The 20,479-nt window shown below is 69.8% G+C and carries 19 protein-coding genes and 1 pseudogene; 2 read left to right on the top strand and 18 right to left on the bottom strand.

The features are described 5' to 3' along the window. Positions 1-32 precede the first annotated feature (32 nt). From SALPAC3_RS0102180 to SALPAC3_RS0102165, 3 genes are all read right to left on the bottom strand, one after another. Positions 33-836 (bottom strand): hypothetical protein, encoded by an 804-nt coding sequence (locus SALPAC3_RS0102180; protein ID WP_018219633.1) that lies wholly within the window; start codon positions 834-836, stop codon positions 33-35. 633 nt (positions 837-1,469) lie between these two features. Then, positions 1,470-2,399, bottom strand: coding sequence for an SDR family NAD(P)-dependent oxidoreductase (locus SALPAC3_RS0102170; RefSeq protein WP_018219631.1), 930 nt, complete (start codon positions 2,397-2,399; stop codon positions 1,470-1,472). Further along, on the bottom strand, positions 2,392-3,876 hold the full coding sequence (locus tag SALPAC3_RS0102165) for a flavin-containing monooxygenase (protein WP_018219630.1): 1,485 nt from the start codon (positions 3,874-3,876) through the stop codon (positions 2,392-2,394). Before SALPAC3_RS0102165 ends, SALPAC3_RS0102170 begins: the two co-directional genes overlap by 8 nt. Before the next feature lie 115 nt (positions 3,877-3,991). Here SALPAC3_RS0102165 and SALPAC3_RS0102160 point away from each other — a divergent pair, with 115 nt between their 5' ends. After that, positions 3,992-4,432 (top strand): archease, encoded by a 441-nt coding sequence (locus SALPAC3_RS0102160; protein ID WP_018219629.1) that lies wholly within the window; start codon positions 3,992-3,994, stop codon positions 4,430-4,432. Positions 4,433-4,471: 39 nt separating this feature from the next. Here the strand turns inward: SALPAC3_RS0102160 and SALPAC3_RS0102155 are convergent, their stop codons facing one another. The 9 genes and pseudogenes from SALPAC3_RS0102155 to amcA (SALPAC3_RS28220) form a co-directional block, all read right to left on the bottom strand. Continuing rightward, positions 4,472-5,890 (bottom strand): RtcB family protein, encoded by a 1,419-nt coding sequence (locus SALPAC3_RS0102155; RefSeq protein ID WP_018219628.1) that lies wholly within the window; start codon positions 5,888-5,890, stop codon positions 4,472-4,474. A gap of 28 nt (positions 5,891-5,918) precedes the next feature. After that, positions 5,919-6,521 carry a GNAT family N-acetyltransferase gene (locus SALPAC3_RS0102150; RefSeq protein WP_018219627.1) on the bottom strand — a complete coding sequence of 201 codons (603 nt, stop codon included), beginning with the start codon at positions 6,519-6,521 and terminating at the stop codon, positions 5,919-5,921. Between the two features lie 179 nt (positions 6,522-6,700). Beyond that, positions 6,701-7,429: a coenzyme F420-0:L-glutamate ligase gene (locus tag SALPAC3_RS0102145; RefSeq protein WP_018219626.1), complete on the bottom strand. Its 729-nt coding sequence runs from the start codon at positions 7,427-7,429 to the stop codon at positions 6,701-6,703. Positions 7,430-7,524: 95 nt separating this feature from the next. Further along, positions 7,525-8,088 (bottom strand): annotated as a pseudogene (locus SALPAC3_RS28545) (kinase). A gap of 15 nt (positions 8,089-8,103) precedes the next feature. Continuing rightward, a complete protein-coding gene (locus SALPAC3_RS0102135) occupies positions 8,104-8,766 on the bottom strand; it encodes a pentapeptide repeat-containing protein (protein ID WP_018219624.1) in 663 nt (220 codons plus the stop codon). 62 nt (positions 8,767-8,828) lie between these two features. Continuing rightward, positions 8,829-9,011: a multiple cyclophane-containing RiPP AmcA gene (gene amcA, locus SALPAC3_RS26545; RefSeq protein ID WP_080635105.1), complete on the bottom strand. Its 183-nt coding sequence runs from the start codon at positions 9,009-9,011 to the stop codon at positions 8,829-8,831. Beyond that, positions 9,008-10,147 carry a cyclophane-forming radical SAM peptide maturase AmcB gene (gene amcB / locus SALPAC3_RS0102130; protein ID WP_018219623.1) on the bottom strand — a complete coding sequence of 380 codons (1,140 nt, stop codon included), beginning with the start codon at positions 10,145-10,147 and terminating at the stop codon, positions 9,008-9,010. The genes amcA (SALPAC3_RS26545) and amcB overlap by 4 nt, the downstream gene beginning before the upstream one ends. Continuing rightward, complete coding sequence (locus SALPAC3_RS0102125; RefSeq protein WP_018219622.1) at positions 10,144-10,491, bottom strand: hypothetical protein; 348 nt, start codon at positions 10,489-10,491, stop codon at positions 10,144-10,146. Before SALPAC3_RS0102125 ends, amcB begins: the two co-directional genes overlap by 4 nt. Then, positions 10,488-10,652 carry a multiple cyclophane-containing RiPP AmcA gene (gene amcA / locus SALPAC3_RS28220; protein WP_018219621.1) on the bottom strand — a complete coding sequence of 55 codons (165 nt, stop codon included), beginning with the start codon at positions 10,650-10,652 and terminating at the stop codon, positions 10,488-10,490. Before amcA (SALPAC3_RS28220) ends, SALPAC3_RS0102125 begins: the two co-directional genes overlap by 4 nt. Before the next feature lie 369 nt (positions 10,653-11,021). On the opposite strand from amcA (SALPAC3_RS28220), the gene SALPAC3_RS0102115 reads away from it, so the two are divergent. Next, positions 11,022-12,248: a helix-turn-helix domain-containing protein gene (locus tag SALPAC3_RS0102115; protein ID WP_018219620.1), complete on the top strand. Its 1,227-nt coding sequence runs from the start codon at positions 11,022-11,024 to the stop codon at positions 12,246-12,248. Positions 12,249-12,254: 6 nt separating this feature from the next. Here SALPAC3_RS0102115 and SALPAC3_RS0102110 read toward each other — a convergent pair whose 3' ends face one another. The 6 genes from SALPAC3_RS0102110 to SALPAC3_RS0102085 form a co-directional block, all read right to left on the bottom strand. After that, on the bottom strand, positions 12,255-12,935 hold the full coding sequence (locus SALPAC3_RS0102110) for a YdcF family protein (RefSeq protein ID WP_018219619.1): 681 nt from the start codon (positions 12,933-12,935) through the stop codon (positions 12,255-12,257). 321 nt (positions 12,936-13,256) lie between these two features. Then, the gene (locus SALPAC3_RS0102105) at positions 13,257-14,126 is read right to left on the bottom strand and encodes a carbohydrate ABC transporter permease (protein WP_018219618.1); all 870 of its coding nucleotides are present in this window, start codon (positions 14,124-14,126) and stop codon (positions 13,257-13,259) included. Between the two features lie 68 nt (positions 14,127-14,194). Further along, positions 14,195-15,250 carry an ABC transporter ATP-binding protein gene (locus SALPAC3_RS0102100; protein WP_018219617.1) on the bottom strand — a complete coding sequence of 352 codons (1,056 nt, stop codon included), beginning with the start codon at positions 15,248-15,250 and terminating at the stop codon, positions 14,195-14,197. Next, on the bottom strand, positions 15,247-16,572 hold the full coding sequence (locus SALPAC3_RS0102095; protein ID WP_018219616.1) for an ABC transporter substrate-binding protein: 1,326 nt from the start codon (positions 16,570-16,572) through the stop codon (positions 15,247-15,249). Before SALPAC3_RS0102095 ends, SALPAC3_RS0102100 begins: the two co-directional genes overlap by 4 nt. Next, positions 16,569-17,429 (bottom strand): carbohydrate ABC transporter permease, encoded by an 861-nt coding sequence (locus SALPAC3_RS0102090; protein WP_018219615.1) that lies wholly within the window; start codon positions 17,427-17,429, stop codon positions 16,569-16,571. The genes SALPAC3_RS0102095 and SALPAC3_RS0102090 overlap by 4 nt, the downstream gene beginning before the upstream one ends. Before the next feature lie 25 nt (positions 17,430-17,454). Next, positions 17,455-20,250 (bottom strand): WD40/YVTN/BNR-like repeat-containing protein, encoded by a 2,796-nt coding sequence (locus SALPAC3_RS0102085; protein WP_018219614.1) that lies wholly within the window; start codon positions 20,248-20,250, stop codon positions 17,455-17,457. Positions 20,251-20,479 lie beyond the last annotated feature (229 nt).

The raw sequence follows: 20,479 nt of genomic DNA, 5'->3' as shown, positions 1-20,479 counted from the left end.
TTGCCCGCGTGGGCAACGGCCGGCTCGTGGTGTCACCAGAGCTCGGCGACGAGCTCCGCTGCCTGCTCCTCCCACTGGGCGTAGTGGAACGGGTACGCCGACACCTGCACCGTCTGGGCCGCGACGGTCAGTGGCAGCTCCTGCCAGCCATTGACGTTCTTGAGCGCCTCGAAGAACGCCGTCGCGGCGTACTGCGGGTCGGTGATCTGCTCGGGCGTGCCCCATCCGGTTGACGGGCGCTGCTGGAACAGGCCCTGCGAGTCGTGGTCGTTGTAGTAGCCCAGATGGCCGAGGTTGTACAGCTTCGACTCCTGCAGCGCGGTCGCCACGCCGATGACCGCACCCCGCTCGCCGACCCCGGTCGCCTTGGCGACCTCGATGATCTCCTTGGCGTTCGCGCGCTGGGCGTTGTCAACCTGGATGTAGGACTGGGCGCCCTGCACACCGTGGGGGATCAGTTGTTCCCGGGTGGGCGAATCGGTGCTGTCGGCGTCGCTCGCTGCCGTCTCGGGGCTCCGGTCCGGGTCCGGGGTCGACTCGGTCGGGCCCGACTCGACGTCCGGGTCGGTGGTCGACTCGGTCGGGTCCGGCTGGAGGTCCGGGTCCGACTCACCGTCTGCGGCCTGCTGGCCGGTGGCCAGCTCGATGGCGGCTACGGCGCCGGGATGCGGGCCGCTGGTCACCGATGCCGCGGCGGTGGTCGGCGCGAGCGCGAGACCTCCGATCGCTGCGATGCCGGCCACGCTCAGGACGAGCCGGCGGTTCGGCTCGGTCGAGAGCCATTGGTACGGGGTCTTCGCGATGGCCGGGAGCCATCGGGTGAAGTCATCCTTCACGATGTGCCCTTTCGGTCAGGCGAAGCGCTCCGGGTGAGCACTCCTCGGGGAACCGCCACACGGGGTTTGGGTTCCGGCGGTACCGGGGACACAACCTGGTCGCCATGTCCACCATTCCGGGATCGCCCTGAATGAGAGCAGCTGCGGCCCAGGTCACAGGCGATCGGCGCTATCCCAGCAGCAAACCGGGCAAGGGACGCAACGACACCTGTGGGCCACGGAACCGTCGCACCGGACGTTTTGCCACGGAAGGCCGGGCCAGACCGCCCGGCGGCCGTCGCGGCAGCTTCGGTTGATCGCGGTCAGCTCTCCGCCAACGCCCCCGCCTTCGACTGCGGTGGGAGCGGCGCGGCTGCCCGGGCACCACCAGGCCACGACCCGGCCAGAACTTCCCACTCCGTAGGCGGTCGCGGCGAAACCGACGTGGATCGCGGAGCGGGTCCCGACAGGTACGGGGAGGCCGCCAGGCTGACCACATGGGCGACGTCCCCGAACTCGGCGACTCCCATGCCCAGCGAGGTAATCGCCAGCCGGTGGTGCCTCCTCATCGCCGCACCAGCGCCCGGAGGAGCACGTTGCTCTTCCCGATCCGGTCCATCAGGAGGAGCGACTGCCGACGCCAGACGTCGGCAGTCACCCCCGGTCGTCCGCCGGGGGTGACGGCGACGCCGGCGGCTGGTCGGCCGGCTGCGGTGTCGGCGCGGCCCCGGTGGTCACTCGACGGGTCGGCGTACCGGCATTCTGGTTGGGCCCGACCCGCAGCAGCCGCCCGTACGAGCCTGGCGCGATCCGGGCGACCAGGTCGGGCAGCTTCGCCGACCAGCCGATGAGCACCCGGGGCCGGCGGCGTGCCACGCCGCGCAGGATCACCTCGGCGGCCCGGGCGGGTGGGATGCGGAGCAGGCGATGGAACTGGCGCCGGCCCACCTCGTAGTCGTCCCGGTTGACCTCGCTGCCGACCCGCGCGTTCTCGATGATCCGGGTGGCTATTCCCCCGGGGTGCACGGAGGTGACACCGACGCCGTCGGTGGCCAGTTCGTGCCGCAGCGCCTCGGTGAAGCCACGGACGGCGAACTTGGTCGCCGAGTAGGCGGCCTGCCCGGACGGGGCGATCAGCCCGAACAGGCTGGAGACGTTTACCAGGTGCGAGCCGGGCTCCGCCTTGAGGGCGGGCAGCAACGCGTGCGTGAGCTGCACGACCGCACGGAAGTTGATGTCGACCACCCACTGAAACTCGTCCAGGGTTACCTGGTCGAACCGACCGCCCAGTGCCACGCCGGCGTTGTTGACCAGGAGCCGGATTCGGGGATGGCGGACGAGGATCTGCTCGGCTGCCCCCGCCGTGGCCGTCGCGTCGGCGAGGTCCACGACGACCGGTTCCACCCGCCGGTCGGGGTACGCGGCGCCGATCGTGCTCACGACGGTGGCCAGGCGCTCCGCGTCGCGATCGAGCAGGACCAGGTCACTGCCGCGCGCCGCCAGGCCATAGGCGAGGGCGGCGCCGATCCCGCTGGCGGCACCGGTGACCACGGCGGTCGCGCGGTGGTAGTCAAACCTACGCACGCGCGGGACTCCGCTCCGGCTTGCCCGCCTGAGAGAACCGGACCCCCGCGTCGGTGAGCCGGCCGTACCGCATCAGCAACAGGTCCCGCGGGTAGTTCTGGGGCAGCCGCCAGGGCACGCGGGCCCCCTGCCGAGGCAGGGCGGCGAGGTCGCGCAGCACGTAGCCGGCGGTCAGGTCAAGAAGAGGGCGCCGCTCGTCGTCGGGCGGCGGCAACGGGGTGACGACCTGCTGTCCGGTGCGGTCGAGGTGGGTGAGGAGCCGACACACGTACCGAGCGATCAGGTCGGCCCGGAGGGTCCAGGAGGCGTTGACGTAGCCGATGGTCATCGCGAAGTTCGGCACGCCCGAGAGCATCATCCCCTTGTAGGCGACCGTGTTGGCCAGATCGACCGGCGCACCGTCCACGGTGAGCTGGGCATCGCCCAGCGCAAGCAGCTCCAGGCCGGTGGCGGTGACGACCACATCGGCGGCCAGTTCCTCGCCGGAGGCCAGCCGGATCCCGGTCTCGGTGAGGGAGTCGATGGTGTCGGTGACAACCGAGGCCCGGCCCGCCGTGATCGCATGGAACAGGTCGCCGTCGGGAACCACGCAGAGGCGCTGGTCCCACGGGTTGTAGCGGGGCGAGAAGTGTCGGTCGAGGTCGTACCCGGCCGGGAGTCGGCCTCGCGCGGCCCGCCGCAGCAGACGCCGGACCAGGTTGGGGGCCCGCCGGCTGAGCTGGTAATTCGCCGTGAGCAGCAGGATGTTCTTCCAGCGGACCACCGGGTAGACCACTCGCTCCGGCAGCACCCGGCGCAGCGCGGCGGCGGCTGCGTCCCGCGCCGGCAGCGCCAGGATGTAGGTGGGTGAGCGTTGCAGCATCGTCACGTGGGCGGCTCGCTCGGCCAGCGCGGGCACCAGGGTCACCGCGGTCGCGCCGCTGCCGATCACCACCACCCGCTGGCCGGTGTGGTCGAGGTCGGGGGGCCAGTGCTGCGGGTGCGCGATCCGGCCGGCGAACCGTTCCGCCCCGGGCAGTTGGGGGGTGTAGCCCCGGTCGTAGCGGTAGTAGCCGGCGCAGGTGTGCAGGAACGAGCAGGTGACGACGACCTCCTCGCCACCCTCCCGGCGGGCGTACACCGTCCACCGGGCGGTACGGCTGTCCCAGTCGGCGCGGACGACCCGGTGCTGGAAGCGGATGTGCTCGGTGACGCCGTACTCGCTGGCGGTGTCCCGGACGTAGTCTCGAATGGACGGGCCGTCAGCGAGGGCCGTGGGGTCGCTCCAGGGCCGGAACGAGTAGCCGAGAGTGAACATATCCGAGTCCGATCGGATGCCCGGATAGCGAAACAGATCCCAGGTGCCACCAATCGCTCCCCGCGCCTCAAACACGGCGTACGTCTTCTCCGGACACTGCCGGACGAGGTGGCAGGCCGCGCCGATGCCGGAGAGACCAGCACCAACAATGAGCACGTCAACATGGTCGGTCGTCGCCATGGTGTCTCCCGTAAACGAGCCTGTGCACTAGACACTATCGAGGACCGTCAACGCGTTCAACAGGGCCCGGCAGCCCACCGTGGCGAACCGGGTCCGGAGCAGGCGATCGTAGCGGATGATCGGGGGCGTGGAACCACGACCCGAACGCGGCCACCACTGCCTGCCGCACACCGCTGACGTGCGCATCGAGGCGTGGGCGCCGACGCGGGCAGAGTGCGTGGCCGAGGCGGTCACCGCCCTGGTCGACACCTTCGTCGACCCAGGCCCGGCGCAACCCACCGCCGAACGGGCGTACCACGCCCCCGCCGACGAGGACGCAGACCTGCTGGTGAACATCCTCGAGGAGGTGATCTTCCGGATGGAGACCAGGGGTGAGCTGCCGCTGCGTACCGAGGTTCGCGACGACGGCGCGGACGGGCTACACGTCCGCTGGCAGACCACCGACGCCGACACGGTGGAACTGACCGGCGCCGTACCGAAGGCCATCTCCCTGCACGAGCTGCGCTTCGGCCCCGACGGTCCCCGCTGGTCCTGCACGCTCACCGTGGACGTGTGAGCGGGCAGCACCGTCAAACCCGCGCGGCCGCCCGGGGCATCAGCCCTTGACGACGCCGATCGGCGTCAACCGGGCGACCTTCCGGCACAGCCCGGCGCCCTCGGTCGCCTCCACCACGGCATCGACGTCTTTGTACGCCGCCGGCATCTCCTCGGCCAGCCCACGCCGGGAAGCACCGCGTACGGCGATGTCCTGCGCGACGAGTTGCTCGCGCGGATCCTGGCCACGCTCGGCCCGCACCGCCTGCTTCCGGCTGCGCACCCGCCCGGCACCGTGACAGCTGGAGGCGAAGGCCGGGGCACCGGAGACCCCGGTCAGCACGTAGGACGCGGTGCCCATCGACCCGGGGATGAGTACCGGCTGCCCGACCTGAGTCAGCTCCGCCGGCAGGTCCGGGTGTCCCGGAGGCAGTGCTCGGGTGGCACCCTTGCGGTGCACGCAGAGTGAACGCCGCTCGCCATCCACCCCGTGCGTCTCGATCTTCGCCTGGTTGTGTGACACGTCGTAGACCAGGTCGAGGCTCGCCCCGGTGACCCGACGAAAGACCAGCCGGCTCACGTGGGTGAGTAGCTGACGATTCGCCCGGGCGTAGTTGGCGGCGGCGGCCATCGCACCAAGGTAGGCCTGCCCCTCCGGAGACGAGACCGGGGCGCAGGCGAGCTGCCGGTCCGGCACCTGGATGCCGTAGCGACGCATCGCCTTCTCCATCCGGCGCACGTAGTCGGCGCAGATCTGGTGCCCCAGCCCGCGAGAGCCACAATGGATCATTACGCAGACCTGGCCGGGCCGTAGCCCGAACACCTCCGCGACGCGCTGGTCGTACACCTCCGTGACGGCCTGCACCTCAAGGAAGTGGTTGCCCGAACCGAGACTGCCCACCTGCTTCGCGCCGCGCTCGATCGCCCGTTCACCGACCGCCTCCGGGTCGGCGTCGCCCAGCGCACCGTGGTCCTCGCAGCGTTCCAGGTCCCGCTCGACGCCGAAGCCGCGCTGCACCGCGTACCGCGACCCGTCGCGCAGCACCCCGTCCACGTCCGAGCGGCCCGCCAGGTGCCACGCCGCGCCGCGGCCCGCCCCGCGCGGGGTCGTCTCAGCCAGCCCATCCATGACCGCGTCGAGCCGGGGACGAAGCCCCGCCAGATCGAGGTCGGCCGTGAGCAACCGCACCCCGCAGGAGATGTCGAAGCCCACCCCGCCCGGGGACACCACCCCGCCCGCCACCACATCCGTGGCGGCCACCCCGCCGATCGGAAAGCCGTAGCCCAGGTGCACGTCCGGCATGGCGAACGAGGCGTCGACGATGCCGGGCAGGGTGGCAACGGCCGCGACCTGCTCCAACGACCCGTCCGCCCCGATCTCCGGCAACAGCGCCTCGGCCGCGAAGACCACTCCGGGAACCCGCATCGGGTCCCGCCGATCGATCCGGAAACGGTACGGCGACTCCTCGACCAGGTCCACCCGCGCGACCTACCCGGTCCGGTGCGACCTACACGCTGGCCGGAGGACGACGCATCGCCCACACCCGCGGCCCCCCGCCCGGCACGGTCACCTCCCCGGTCACCTCGAACCCACACCGTCGGTAGAACCGCAGATTCGCCGAGGCGGACGTCTCCAGCGTCGCCGGCAGGGCGGCCCGGTCTGCCTCGACCAGGCCGGGACGCAGCAGCCGTGAGCCGACTCCCCCACCCTGGCCCGCGGGGCGCACCCCCACCGTGGCCAGCAGGAACGCCGGCTCCGCAGCCCGCAACGGGGCACAGGCCGCCTCCGCGGCGAGCATCGCCGGATGGCGGTCCCCGGCATACTTCGCGTTCCCGGCAGCCACCTCGGCCCAGACCTCGTCGGGCACCGGCCGGTCCGACCGCAGCCACACCGCCACCGCCTGCGGGCGGCCGTGCGGGTCCAGCGCCGCCCAGACATCCCCGTACGGCAGACCAACCGTGGTCAGAGTCGCCGCGAAGAGGTTTGCCAGCCGTTCCCGATGCCGATCAGCGCCGACCGTCCACGCGGTCCAGGAATAGCCGTCAAACGCCTCGGCCAGCACCCCGGCTGCCGCCTCGACCAACTCCGGCCCAATCCGCCGTACCTCCACGAACGTCCTCCCCATCCGTCCCGATCCGAACCGCGATCCTCGCATCACCGCAGCATCCGCCGCCGGGAATATTTGCGTCCCCCGGGAGCTGGCCAACCCCGGCACCCGAGCCGCGCAGGCAGAGCGGGAGGTCAGGGCCGGGTGGCCGATGGTCCCGGCGGCTCCGGTGAGCAGCAATGTCACGGCTGGTGTTGAAGCATCGACGCCACGCCCGCATCACTGCTCTCGTAGCCGATGCCGCGCAGGACGGCGACCGGGGCCCCACGGCCCCGCTGCCCGAGGATGATCCCGGCCGCTGCGGCGATCAGGTCGGTGAAGGTTTCCTCCTGCCGTTTACCGCCGTGCTCCGTGACGCGCAGCGGCCCCACACCCGCCGCGCCGATCGAGATGACGGTCGCCCCGCGCCGGTCGGCGCGGCCGTCGGAGTCCGCGACCACCACCGCCACCTCCGCGCCCGTGTGAGCGATCAACGCGTCGCGCAGGGCGCGGGCGGAGGCGTCCGGATCCACCGGCAACAGCCACGCACCCTGCGGGCCGGCCCGGTCAATCCCGGCGGAGGTGAGCTGGAAGCCGAGCCGGTGCCGCGCGATGATCGGGCCCTTGTCGGTGGCCAGGAAATAGCTGTCGCTGGAATCCAAGATCAGCTGCACGACCTCGGCAGGCTTGCCCGTGCGAGCGGACAACTCCAGCGCCTCCGGGCCAACCACGACATTGGCCAGGTCGACGTACCGCTTCTCCGCGACACTCACGGCCTTGGAAGCCACCACCACCACATCCCCGTCCTGCAACTCGGTGCCAGTAGAGGCCAAGACGCCGGTGATGGCGCCCGCCAGGTCCGCACCCGGCTGGAGCTCGGGAAAAGGTTCCAGCGCGAAAGCGGAGAAACCAGAGGTCGGGACGGCGGTCATCGTCGGGCTCCTGCGAAAGTGAGGACGACAGGTGCGTATACGGATGGGTCCGGCGGCGAGCCTCGCTGGAACGGCGAAACCCTTGGCCGGCGGGGCTATGGGAATGGCGCGTGTGGAAGCCGGTCGTCGTCGCGTCCGGTCTGGGGAAGATGAGTGGCAGCGGCGATGGCCTCGACGGCATCGTTCAGTCCCGTGGTTTCGGGCAGGACGAGTTCACCGGGCCAGCCCAAGATGTCATGGGCGGTACAGGCCGCTCATATGCTCGGCGGTGAACTCGCCGGCCTGCGGGCGCATGAGATGACGGCGCAGCGTCTTGGGCAGGGACACATCGATATAGCAGAACAGCGACCGGCCACTGTGGCCGTCTCGCAGGGCCGTCAGCATGCTGTGGTAGCGGCTGGTGTGCATGCTGCCCTCCAGCACCACATGATAGCCGTGATCAAGAGCGAACCGGACGGTCTGCGCGATCAGGGCGGGTGCCGCTCCCCCGGGCTTGTCCCGCTCGCGTAGCAGGATGCGGCGCAGGCCTGCTCGACCAGGGCGCAACCCCGGCCGTGCCGGCGTCGCAGCTCACCGGCGATGCTGCTCTTACCCGAGCCGGAGTTACCCCGTACGCAAACAAGGATCGTGGCCGGGCTGCCAGTGGCTTCAGCGGGCACGGTACCTCCTCGGCTTCAGTCGTTGCGGACGGTCAGATTGACGGCGGCGATGGCCAGCCGGGTGAAGTCAGGAAGTTGGTCCTCGCCGAGGGTGACGCCGCGCAGATTCTCCAACGGCGTCCTGAGCCCGTGGAGGCGGCTGCCCCGCAGGTCGGCCCCGCCGAGGTGGCAGGAGTCCAACTCCAGATCGACAAGGTCACAGGAGCGCAGCGCGATACGCGGCAGCCGACAGGAAGACCACTCGCCGTTGCTGAGAGTGCAGTCGGTGAACGCGACCGAGCCGGCGGCGGCGACGCGCTGGAGGGTGGCGTAGTCGAAGCGGCAGCCGTCGAACAGGACATCCTTGAGACGTACGTCGGTGAACCTGGTGCCGGTGAACCGGGAGCCGGTGATCGCGCATCGTTCGATAGTGATGCCGGTCAGGGTGGCTCCGGAGAAGTCTGTCCGGGTGACCTCGCAGCCAAACAGGCTCCCCGCCTCCCAGGTGCACTCGCCCAGGTCCACACCGGTGATCAGGCTGCTGCGGATGCTGGCATCCGCAAGCTGCGCACCGCGCCACGCCGCGCCCTCGACCAATGCCTCGATGAGGTCACCGTCCAGGTCCGTCCTGGTGTCGAGGTCGTCCGGATCGAGGTCCGGCAGCAAGACCTTCACGTCGCCGATCGTGGTGGTACGCATGTGTCCTCAACCTGTGCCGGCGCGGAGTGGGCACGCCACCCCGTGCGTTCCCCTGTTGGGGGCTACTTCTTCTTGTTCCAGTTGTCCCAGCCGGGCCTGCTGTCGAATCTTCCTCGGTTGTCCCAGGTGGGGCGGTTGTCAAACTTCGCCGCATCGATAGACGCTATCGACCGCTGCGGGTCGACGCCGCGGCGGGCTAGTTGCTCGGGTGCGGCGTTGACGAGGACTGCGAGAGCACTGGTCATGGCGCTTCTCCTTGAGGGGTGAGCTGGTCCGCGGCGGCGCGGACCAGAGCCTGTCGCGTGGTTCGGCAGTAGGTGGTTTCGCGGGCGGTGAACGTCGCGTGCTCGAAGTAGCGGTTGCCGGCCTGGGCACCACGGCAAAAGTCGTAGAAGGCGCAGTGGTCGGCACAGTCGTTGAGGGCCGTGACGAACTCGGCGACGTAGCCCAGGTCGCCGGCGCCGGCGAGCATGGCGGTGATGGGTTGCTGGAGGACGTTGCCGGCGATGAAGTCGCCGTATCGCGGCTCGGTGATGCCCAGCAACTCCGGTGACAGCAGCACCACCTGCCCATCCCAAGAAACGGTCGGGATCGGCTCGTACGGCGCATGGTCAACGCGCCCGGCGCGGGTAGCGGCGACATAGTCAGCCAGCCGGTCCACATCGCGGATCCGCAGCGGGCTACCACCGACACGACGTGCAATGAGAAGCTGCCAAAACCGGTACGCGGCATCCACCGACACCGGTACCCGGTCGGCGCCCTCCTGCTCTTCGATGTTGAAGCCGACCGACTCGCAGCCGGGCAGGCCGGTGAAGAAGTCGACAAGGGCTTCCGCATGGTCGATGGTCTCCGGGGTGACCACACAGATCACCGAATACCCCAGCCCCGCTTCCGCCAGGGCCTGCAGGCCGCGCAGGGTACGGGCATCCGTCGCGTTACCGGCCCGGTCGAGGCGGCTACGGTTCAAGGCGCTCGGTCCGTCGATGCTGACCCCGACCTCGAACCCGTAAGTGGTGAACAGCTCGCACCATTGACGGTTGATCAGCGTGGCGTTCGTTTGGATCTCGTGCCGCACCAGCCCCACGCGCCGCAACTGCTCGAACGGGGCCAGCAGGCCCCGGAACAGCCCGATGGGTGTGGCAGTGGGTTCGCCCCCGTGCCATACGACACTCACGGAATGACCGCTGTTCTGCTGGGCTATCGACTCGGCACAGGCCTGCGCGACCGCGCCGCTCATCAGACGCAGGGATCTCCGGTCGGGCAGGTAGCAGTAGGTGCTGCAGTCGAGGTTGCAGAAGCTCGTTGGCTGCACGACCAATGTGTGGAAGCTGCCAGCGACCGCCGGCTCGCCGGTGGAGTGAATGAGGCCGATGCCCTTCACGAGGTGGCCTCCTCGATGCTGACGGCCGTGGTGGTACTGACGCGGTAGGCGGGAGTGTGGCGGACGGGCCAGCCGAGGAACCGGTCGAACATCTCGGCGGCGCTGCCCGTGACGCTCTGGTTGAGAGAATGCAGGTCGTCGATCGCATCGTGCAGGCAGCCGGCCAGGTAGAGGAACAGGCTCACCGGCAGTTCTCGGTACTCGGCCAGGAGGGCGAGCTTCGCTGCGCCGCAGGGCCACGGCTGCCCGCACCGGCGGCACAGCCATAGCGGGCGCATCGGCAGATGTTCCACCTCGGCTGGCGCGAGCCGGTTCGTCGCGAGGCGGCGCTGCGGCCCGGTCACCGGCGACCGTCCTCGCGGGCCTGCTGCTCGAACAGCCGACGCCACACGAAGGTGAGTAGCGGCGGATCAGCGGGCCACACCTGCCCCGGCGAGGCCGTCCACCTCGACTCGGGGTGCCGGGACTGGCTGGCCATGGCGTGACGCGAGACGTACACCGTCATGCCGCCATCTCCACCAGGGACGATGAGCGGCGGGCTCGCCGGGGGAAGGGCGAGCCCGCCGCCGCACCACGGCGGCTGGGAACAGACCGCCGATCACCCACCCGCGCAGCCCTCATGGCGGTACGCAGGCGGGGAAAGCGCCGCGACAGTTCGCTCCAGGACGGGCCGAGCCAGCGGCCCAAGCCGTGGTGTGGTGCGCCGCTCATCGATCCCTCCATCTGCAGCTCCCTGTCAGTCATCCCGCCACCGGCATCGACACGCGCCGGTGATCCGGGGTGAACTGAACGTAGGGGCGGTCCGTGCGGAGGACCGGGAAAATCCGTACCGGGTCCGGCGGGCTTCAGCGGGCAGGGTGATGGTGTGCGAGGGATGACGGACGACATGACGATCGGCCAGCGCGTCGCCTTCTACCGGCGTCGGCGAGGGCTCTCCCAGGAGGTGCTGGCCGGTCTGGTCGGCAAGACGCAGGAGTGGTTACGCAAGGTCGAGACGAACCGGGCCGACCTGGACCGGCTGTCGGTCATCCGCGCGATCGCCAAGGCCCTCGACGTGCCCCTCGGCGACCTCATCGGTACACCGAGCCTGTTCGAGTGGTCGGACGACTCAGGACGCGAGACCATCCCGGCCTTGCGGGCCGCGCTCCACGACTATCGTCACCTCGCGCCAGCACTGGCCAGCGCGGGGGACGTCGAGGCTCCGGCGCTGCGCGAGATCGAAAACGACGTCGCCGAGATCTGGACCGCCTACCAGCACTCGCGGTACGGCATCCTCGCCCGCCGGTTGCCCCACCTCATCCACGACTGCCTCACCGCTACCGAGGCGTACGACGGAGACGAGGGTCGGCGCGCGCATACGATGACCGCCTACGCGCACCAACTCGCCGCGTTGTTCCTTACCAAGCTGAGCGAAGGTGACCTCGCGTGGACCGCCGCCAGCCGAGGGCTGGCCGCCGCCAACGCCAGCCAGGACCACGTCGTCATCGGCTCACTCAGCCGCTCCGCCGCGCACTCGCTGGCAGCTATCGGTGAGTACGCCCAAGCCCGCGGCCTCGCCGCCACGGCGGCACAGTTCCTGGAACCACGGCTCGGCAAGCCGACTCCGCAGCTCCTGTCGGTCTACGGGAGCCTGCACCTCGTCTGCGCGCTGGCCGCCGCCCGAAACGACGACCGCGCATCCGCCGACACCCACATCGCCGAGGCCGACGCAGCCGCGCAGCGGCTCGGCGCCGATGGCAACCACCTGTGGACCGCGTTCGGGCCGACCAACGTGTCGATCCACAAGACAACCATCGCGATAGAACTCGGTGACGCACAACGCGCCATCGCCATCGGCGCCCCACTCGACACCAGCACCGTGCCCGTCGAGCGGCAGGTTCGCCACGCCATCGAAACCGCCCGAGCCCTCGCCCGGTGGAACCGCATCGACGACGCGCTCGCCACACTGCTGGACGCCGAGGTCATCGGCCCCGACCAGGTGCGCTACCACCGGCTCTCCCGCGACCTGGTCCGGGACATCCTCACCCGTCCCCGGCCACCTCGACTCGCCGTCGAACTCAGCGACCGGATGGGCGTCCGGCCGGAAGGGCCGCGCTGGTAGCCCGGCTCAAATCAGCCGGCTCGTGTAGCCGGCCGCCACCAGGCGCTCGAACGCCGCCCGTACCTCGGCCGGCATCTCCTGCCGGATCGCGAACCCGCGCTGCGCGTACACCTCGATCCGCTGTGTGTCGCCGACCAGCATGTCCACCACCCGACGCGCGTCGCCGATACTGCGCACGTAGTCATCCAGTTCGAGTGGATTCGACGCGCACACCACCTCGACCTCCGGCCACACCAGCCGGCACGTCGCATAAGCCCGACGCTGCTGGTAGGGCCGCGACATGATCAGCACCGACTCCACCGGGATCCGGCGTTCGGCCAGCAGCGCACGGGAGAACTTTAGATTCTCGGCGGTATTCGTGGCACGCGGCTCCACCAAAACCGCTCCCGCCGGTACGCCCCGCTCAACGGCGTACTCGCGGTAGTGCACCGCCTCCCCGCGCGGGAACCGCCCAACCGTCGTCGGAGCATTCGCGCCGGTAAACACGATCGTTGGGAACAGGCCCTCGTGGAACAGACGCGTCGCGACGACCGCCACCCCAAGGTCATGACTACCCAGCCCGATCCCCACATCACACGAACGCAACTCATGACGCAGATCGTGGTAGCGCCACAGCGTCACCACGTCCGCCCGAACAGCGTCGGGAATCACCTCGGCAGCAGCTGCCGCACGCCGGTCCATCAGCACCTACCAGTCCGGTCCGCGCTGGGTTCCCACATGCCGCCAGCGTAGGGGTAGCAGCGCAGCACAACACCGCTGACTCCAGCGCCACGCCGCCGGCCACCTCAGAACCAGGAGGTTGGCGACGGCCAGGATGATCGTGACGTCCAACGGCTCCCGAGCACCCACCGAGCGACCAACCACCACCGCCGTACGCGAAGAAGGCCCCGACCGGCACAGAAGTACCAGGTCAGGGCCTTGCTCGTTGGTGCGCCGCCAGGGACTCGAACCCCGAACCCGCGGATTAAGAGTCCGACGGAAGCCACGGAACCGACAGGCCCTGAGTGATCACAGCCGATAGAAGGCCCGGTAGCGGCGGAACAGCCGCCACTGCAGCACCACCGCCGCCACCGTCAGCAGCATCATCACCAACGTCGCGGCGGCGGCATAGCCGTAGCGCAGGTACTCGAACCCGGTGCGGTAGATGAACAACGACAGGTAGGTGGTGGCATACGGCGGTGGGCCACCATCGGTCACCACGAACGCCGGCACAAAGGAGAAGTGCAGGCTGGCGATCAGATCCCGCACCACCAGCAGGGCCAACACCGGCGCCATCAGCGGCAGGGTGACCCGGCGGAAGACGTCCCAACCGGTCGCGTCCTCCAAGGCCGCCACCGCATAGACATCCGCTGGCAGGGCCCGCCGGGCGGCGAGCAACACCACGAAGGTCTCGCCCATGGTGAAGACGCTCATCAGGATGATCGCGGCGCGGGCGTCGGTGGGATCGGTGAGCCACTGCGGCGGGGTACGACCCAGCACGGTCAACCCGTTCTCGCCGCCGACCCGCAACAGCTGGTTGATCGGGCCGTACAAGGGGTTGAACAGCCAGAGCCAGAGCAGGCCATAGGCGATCTCGGGTACCGCGGTCGGCAGCAGCGCCGCGACCCGGGCGGGACGGCTCCCGAACGACCGGCGATGCAGCAGCAGCGCCAGGCCCAGTGCGAGCAGCACCCGAAGCGGCACCGCCACCAACGCGAACACCAGCGAGTTGGTCAGCGCGACCCGGAACACCGGGTCCGTCACCAACTCGGAGATGTTCGCCAACCCGGCCCAGCTCGGCGGATTGACCAGGTCGTATTCGGTGAAGGCCAGGGCGAGTGTGACCGCGGCGGGGAACAACACCAGACCGACCAGGCCGACCAGATACGGCGCCAGCATCACCGCCACCTGCCGGTGCCCACGCGCCGCCGGCCCTGCCCCGGCGCGTGACCGCTCCCTACTCACCCTCAAGAGGTACACCGCAGCCCGGTGGTGGCGTCGAAGACGTGCGTATCAGTCCAGCGGACCCCGACTCGAACCGCATCCCCGCGCGCGGGCCGGTGGGCGGCGGGCACCCGGGCCACCACCGGGTTCCCGGCGCGGAGGGTGAGGTAGGCGTAGGCGTCCGTGCCGACCACCTCAACCCGGTCAACGGTCGCCGGCACGCCGTCGGATCCCCCCAACACCACCGCCTCCGGGCGGAATCCGATCTCCCGGTCGCCGGCCATCCCCGCCGGCGGAGCACCGGACGGGTGGATCGGGCCGGAGCTGGGGAGCACGTTCATCGCCGGGGAGCCGACAAAGCCAGCCACGAACCGGCTCGCCGGGGTGTGCCAGATCTCGTCCGGCGTACCAACCTGCTCCACCCGGCCGTCGCGCAGCACCGCGATCCGGTCGGCCAGCACCAGCGCCTCGGTTTGATCGTGGGTGACGTGCACCATCGTGGCGCCGAGCCGCTCGTGCAGGGCCCGCAACTCGGCCCGCATCTGTACCCGCAGCGCAAGGTCGAGGTTGGACAGCGGCTCGTCGAGGAGGAAGACGTCCGGCTCCCGCACCAACGCCCGGGCCAACGCGACGCGCTGTCGCTCGCCGCCGGAGAGCTGCCCGGGTCGCCGGCCGAGCAGGTGTGCCGCGCCGACCTGCTCGGCGGCGGCCCGGGCCCGTTCCCGGGCCGCCGCCTTCGGGACATCCCGCACCACCAGGCCGAACGCGATGTTCTCGGCGACGGTCAGGTGGGGAAAGAGGGCGTACGACTGGAAGACCATCGACACGTTGCGCCGGCCCGGACGGTCGGCGGTGACATCCCGGCCGGCGATCCAGACCCGCCCGGTGGTGACCGGCTCCAGGCCGGCCACCACCCGCAACAGCGTCGACTTGCCGGCGCCGGAGGGGCCGAGTACCACCAGGAGTTCTCCCCGGGCCACGGTCAGCCGCATCTGCTGCAGAACGGTGACGCCCCGGTAGGCGGCACTCACTCCGTCCAGAGTCAGTCCGGCGTCATGGGTCAGACCGGCATCGCTCACCCGTGCTCACCACGGGCGAACAGTGGGCGGGTCTGCTCATCGAGGGCGCGGATGACCTCGTCCAACCGGTCGCCCCGGTACAGCGCGTTCTCCAGGATCCCGGCGGTCACGTCCTCGACCTCCGGCCAGGTGGAGATGGTCGGCAACGTCCGGAGAGTGGGAATCGTGTCGAGGAAGACCGTCGCGTTGCGCGGCGGCTGGGACGAGTCGAGGAACACCGGGGACTGCGAGACACCGATGTGCGACGGCACCGTCCGCCCGGTGGCGGCGATGATCTGCTGCCCCTCGGCGGAGATGGCGAACTCCAGGAACCGCCACGCCGCGTCCTTACGCTTGGCACCCCGGGTCATGCAGTACGCGTCCGAGTGCAGCACCCCGACCTGGTCCTGGTAGACCGGCAGCGGGGCGACGTCCCACTCGAAGTCGGTGATTGAGCGAAAGGTGGTGGTGGAGCGCCGCGAGGACATCAGCATGGCGAGTCGACCGTTGGCGAAGCGGGACTCGTCGTCCTCCGCCTCGACCTCCTCGTCGGTGGGCACCACCCCGTACGCCTGGCGGAGGTCGACCAGGTTCTTCAGCGCCTCCCGGCCGGTCGGGGTGTCCAGGGTGAGGCGGGTCGGTCGGTCCGGGTCATCGACGATCTCACCACCGGCGGACCACGTGAACGGGGCGACCCGGATGATCGACGGCTCGACGCCGAGCCCGTGCACGGCCGGGCGGGCAGCGGCCCCCTCGCTCTCGGTGCCCCTGACCACCACACCACGGTCGTCCCGGGTCATCGCGATGGCGGTCCCGACCATGTCGTTCCAGGTCCAGCCCGCCTTCGGCTCGGAGACCTGGTATTTGGCGAAGAGGGTGCGGTTGTAGTACACGGCGAGGCTGGAGACGTTCTGCGGCAGGCAGAGCTGTTTACCGCCCCAGCTGAAGGCCTCCATCGCCACCGGATAGTAGTCAGCGGGATTCACCTTCTCGGAGGCGGCGATCCGCTCGTCCAGGGGCTCCACCACGTTCTTCGCGGCGAACTGGCCATAGAAGCGGTAGTTCATCAGGAACAGGTCCGGTGGGGCGCCCCCGGCGACCGAGGTGGCGAGCCGGGCCAGCAGGTCCTTGCGGTCGCTCGCCTCGATCAGCTGCACCTCGCTACCGGGCCGCGCCTGACCGTACGCCTCGATCAGCGTGCGATACGCGGCCAGTTCCTCGGGAGCACCGAAGACCAGCAGCCGCACCGGCCCGTCGGCGGCGGCCCCGGGTCCGGTCGCGCAGCCGGACCCGAAGAGCACCGTCGCGAGCAGCGCCGCCAGCAGCGCCTTGGGTCTTCTCATGGCCGGTTCCGTCCTGTCTGGTCGTCGTGGTGGAAGAATCGGCGCTGGGCGAACCCGAAGACCAGCACGGCGGGGCCGGTTGCCAGGACCGCCCCGGCCAGGAACACCGGGAAATTCGTCGGATCCAGCACCGACAGCGAACGCAGCGCCAAGGGCAGGGTGAACAGGTCACGGTCGTACACATAGATCAGTGGATCGAGGAAGTTCGACCAGGTGAACACGAAGGTCAGGGCGGTGATCGCGGCGGTGACCGGACGCACCATCGGGAGCGCGACCCGCCACCAGATGCCCATCGGAGTCATATCCTCCACCAGACAGGCGTCGTGGAGGTCCCGCGGCAACGCCCGGAAGGCCAGGTAGTAGACCAGGACATAGAGCGGTGAGGTACCCAACAGCGCCGGTGCGATCAAGGGCACCAGCGTATCGGTCAGCCCGAGCACGCGGAAGATCGCGAACCGGGGTACCAGCAGTGCGGTGGCCGGCACCATCAGGGCCACCAGGGAGGCCACCACGACGAGCGCGGCCCGCCGGGGCGCGAGCCGGGCCAGCGCGAAGCCGGCCAGCGCGGCGACCAGCACACTCAGCGGCACGGCGACGACCGCGACCAGCAGCGAGTTGAGCGCGGCCCGCAGCACCCCGCCGACCGCCAGGGCCTGTTGGTAGCCGGCGGTGGAGACGGGATCGGGAATCAACTGCGGGGTGGGGGACGGTGGCAGGCCGGGCTCGGTGAGCGAGCCCGAGACCAGTAGCAGGAGCGGCGGGACGAAGACGAGCACAACGAAGAACGCACCCAGGGCACGCCAGATCCGGCCGATCCTCCCGGACAGCGGTGGGGGGCCGCTGGTGCGGCCCCCCACCCGGTTGGTGGTGTGAATGATCGACCTACTTCAGGTTGAGCTGCCAGGCGCCGAGGCCGTGCGAGGCCGCGTAGAGCACCCGCTCGCCCGGCACGATGGTGAGCCCGGCGACCTCCACATTCGGCATGCCACCGCCGGCCTTGGTCCAGCTGCTTGCCCCCTCGGCCAGCCGCAACACACCGAAGTCGGTCGAGGCGTACAGGTCACCGGTGACGTCGTCCCGGACCAGGTCGGTGATCGGCTGATCGCCGAAGTCATGCGAACGGTCGGTCCAGGTCGCCGTCGTGCCGGCGGTCGTCACCTCGAAGGCGTGCCCGAGCGTCTCCGGCGTGTTCGAGTTGAAGCCGCTGTAGGAGACCCACGCCCGGTTCGGGTCATCCGGGTCGATGTGGACACTGGTGACGAAGCGGTTCGGGGTCTCCGGGTTGTCTATCCGGGTCCAGGTCACCTCGGCGGCCGACTCGGCGTCAACGTTGTGGCTGACGAAGACCCGACCGGTGCTGGTGGCCGCGTAGGCGGTGGCGGAGTCGGTGTCGACCCGCTGGACCACCGAGACCGCCCCGCCGGCCCGGTCCCCCCACGCCCCGTCGGTGAGCGGCGTGGGGCCCAACTCCTCCCAGTCCCCGCACTGCTCCTCGAAGGTACCGGTCCAGGTGTTGCAGATCCGGTTGGCCTCCTCGATGCTCCGGTCGCCCAGACCGAAGGTCTTCGTCCGGTACACCGAGCGACCGGTACCGGCGAACATCGTGCCGCTGACCACCGGGTCACTGATCACCGGCGCGTAGAAGAGGGTGCCCGGCTGGCCGTAGATCGGATCCGCGGTCCAGATCCACTCGGCGATGTCACCACCGGCGAAGTTCACCTCCGGCGACGCGTTGAAGAAGGTGTGGAAGCGGAACTCGGGCTTACCGACGTCGAAGCCGGAGGCGCCGCCGTCACCGATCATCGTGTTCGACCAGCGCCGCCGCTCGCCGTTGTTCTCCCAGGTCCCGTTGTCCTGGGTGCCGCCCTGCAGCAGGTTCACGTCGTGCGGGCTGACCGACAGGCTGATGAACTGCAGCGTGTTCATGCCCTTGTTGACGCTCTCCAGCTTGCTCGGAATCCGGGAGAGCATCTGCTTGCAGCGATCCTGCTGGGCCGCCGTGGTCAGGTTGCGGTCCGGGTTGTCACACCAGGCGGATCGGTCGACGAAGTCACCGCTGGAGCGCATGATCCCGCCGTCGTTGGCCTCGAAGAACTGGTACGGGTCACGCGGGTGGGTCACGATCGCGTGCTGGTCCGGGTGCAGCCCGTTCGGGTGCAGCTCGTCGGTGCCATCGAAGGTCATGTCGGTGCCGCTGACCCCGGCGTCGGTGGAGAGGACGACGGCCCGCTTGTGCGCGACCGTCTCACCGTAGACATAGGAGCCACCGGTGTAGACGATGTCCGGATGCCCCGGCGGGGTGTGCACGAACATGTCGTACCAGCACTGGCCGGTGCACTGGTTGTAGGTGGCGTACCCCGGGTCTGCCGGGTTCGAGCTGCTCAGATCGGTGAACGTGGGGGTTCCGCCGGCCACGTCGTCGCTGCGCAGCAACCGCGAGTACGGGTTGCCGAAGTTACCCTCGTAGACGTACATCCGGGTCTTGCCGTTGGGCAGGGCGGTGACGTCGATGGCGGCCCGGGTCTGGAACAGGTCCGGGTTGAGCGACGGCTTGATCTGCGTCCAGCTGGCTCCGGCGTCCGGGGAGCGCCAGACACCACGGGCGTACGACGACGCGTACACGATGTCGGAGTTCTCCGGGTCGAGCTTGACGTAGCGGACGCCGCGTGGCGAGCAGACCGCGTTGTTGCCGAACTCCTCGGCGTCGCCGGTGCAGTCGGTGGCAGCGGCCGAACCGTTGTGGATGAAGCTCCAGTTCTCGCCACCGTCGGTGGTCTTGTAGAGCCCCCACTTCTCGGCGTCGGGCACCGGTCGGGTCACGCCCGTGCAGCAGGCGCTGGACATGCCGCGCAACGCGGTGGTGGTGGCGACGTAGATCGTCTTCGGGTCGTCCGGCTCGATGGTGATCTCGGCGATTCCCTTGCCGGCGAGCACCTCCTTGCCGAGCGGGCCCTGCCAGGTCAGACCGCCGTTGGTGGAGCGGTAGAGACCGACACCGGCGACACACCCGGAGCCGCAGATATTGGCCTCACCGGTACCGACGTAGATGGTGAGCCCGGTCCGGTCATTACGGTCGATCTTGACCGATCCGGCCGCGTTGATGCCGAGGGGCCCGCCCAGGTAGAACCACTTCGGCTCGGCGACGAGGATGTTGAGCGTGCCCCAGACGCCACCACCGGAGGGCGTGGCGTACGCCCGGCAGAGCCACCGGTTGCAGTCGGGGCTGATGTCGAGAGAGGTCACCCGGCCACCGGCGACGTACTCGTTGGGAACGTAGTTGAAGGCGTTGCGGTACTCGGTGAACGGGTACACCGCCTCACTCGGCCCGACGTTGGTCCACCGTTGGCCGCCCCGGAACCGGCGCTCCGCCGCCGCGAACGCCGCCTTCGAGCGGTCGACCTCGGCGAGGCTCACCTCGTTGGCCGGGTAGGCCCGCTTGAGGAACTCCTGCTGTGCGGCGCCGCCCGGACCGTCCACCGACATACCGTCGTTGCCCGGTATCGACCGACGCATCTGCTCCAGGTGGGCCCCGAGGGCGTTCGGTAACTCGCCGTCCCCGGTCGCCGCGGCGGCGGCCGGCACTTCGGTGCCGGCGAGGTGGATTCCGGCAACACCCGTCGTCGCGGCGAGGGCGACGATCGCTAGTCCGGCAAGTAGCTGGCGACGTCTGCGCTTCACAAGGTTCCTCCCGAAGAAGGCGTCGCCGCAGCGCGGCCTCCGGGATTGGCAACCGTCACTGGCAGCGTCCATCCGGGAGGATGTCAGAGAAGGTCGGGAGGGCACAATCCCCTGCCGAAACTAAGTCGATGTTCGTGGATGAACGCCACCACGCAGTCACCGCAAACCGGTGCACGTCCGACGCCGTGGCACAATCGGAGGTTCGCATCGAGTGCCACGGCAGGAGGAT

Origin of the sequence: Salinispora pacifica DSM 45544, assembly GCF_000378845.1 — a bacterium.
Classification (GTDB): domain Bacteria; phylum Actinomycetota; class Actinomycetes; order Mycobacteriales; family Micromonosporaceae; genus Micromonospora; species Micromonospora pacifica.
Note: the sequence above shows the minus strand (reverse complement) of the source record. Positions and strands in the feature narration are given on the sequence as shown.

Excerpts from the sequence above, each read along its gene's own strand:
- SALPAC3_RS0102165 (WP_018219630.1), bottom strand. The coding sequence starts at position 3,876 with ATGGCGACGACCGACCATGTTGACGTGCTCATTGTTGGTGCTGGTCTC.
- SALPAC3_RS0102160 (WP_018219629.1), top strand. The coding sequence starts at position 3,992 with ATGATCGGGGGCGTGGAACCACGACCCGAACGCGGCCACCACTGCCTG.
- SALPAC3_RS0102145 (WP_018219626.1), bottom strand. The coding sequence starts at position 7,429 with ATGACCGCCGTCCCGACCTCTGGTTTCTCCGCTTTCGCGCTGGAACCT.
- SALPAC3_RS0102135 (WP_018219624.1), bottom strand. The coding sequence starts at position 8,766 with ATGCGTACCACCACGATCGGCGACGTGAAGGTCTTGCTGCCGGACCTC.
- amcA (WP_080635105.1), bottom strand. The coding sequence starts at position 9,011 with ATGACCAGTGCTCTCGCAGTCCTCGTCAACGCCGCACCCGAGCAACTA.
- amcA (WP_018219621.1), bottom strand. The coding sequence starts at position 10,652 with ATGACGGTGTACGTCTCGCGTCACGCCATGGCCAGCCAGTCCCGGCAC.
- SALPAC3_RS0102115 (WP_018219620.1), top strand. The coding sequence starts at position 11,022 with ATGACGGACGACATGACGATCGGCCAGCGCGTCGCCTTCTACCGGCGT.
- SALPAC3_RS0102105 (WP_018219618.1), bottom strand. The coding sequence starts at position 14,126 with ATGCTGGCGCCGTATCTGGTCGGCCTGGTCGGTCTGGTGTTGTTCCCC.
- SALPAC3_RS0102095 (WP_018219616.1), bottom strand. The coding sequence starts at position 16,572 with ATGAGAAGACCCAAGGCGCTGCTGGCGGCGCTGCTCGCGACGGTGCTC.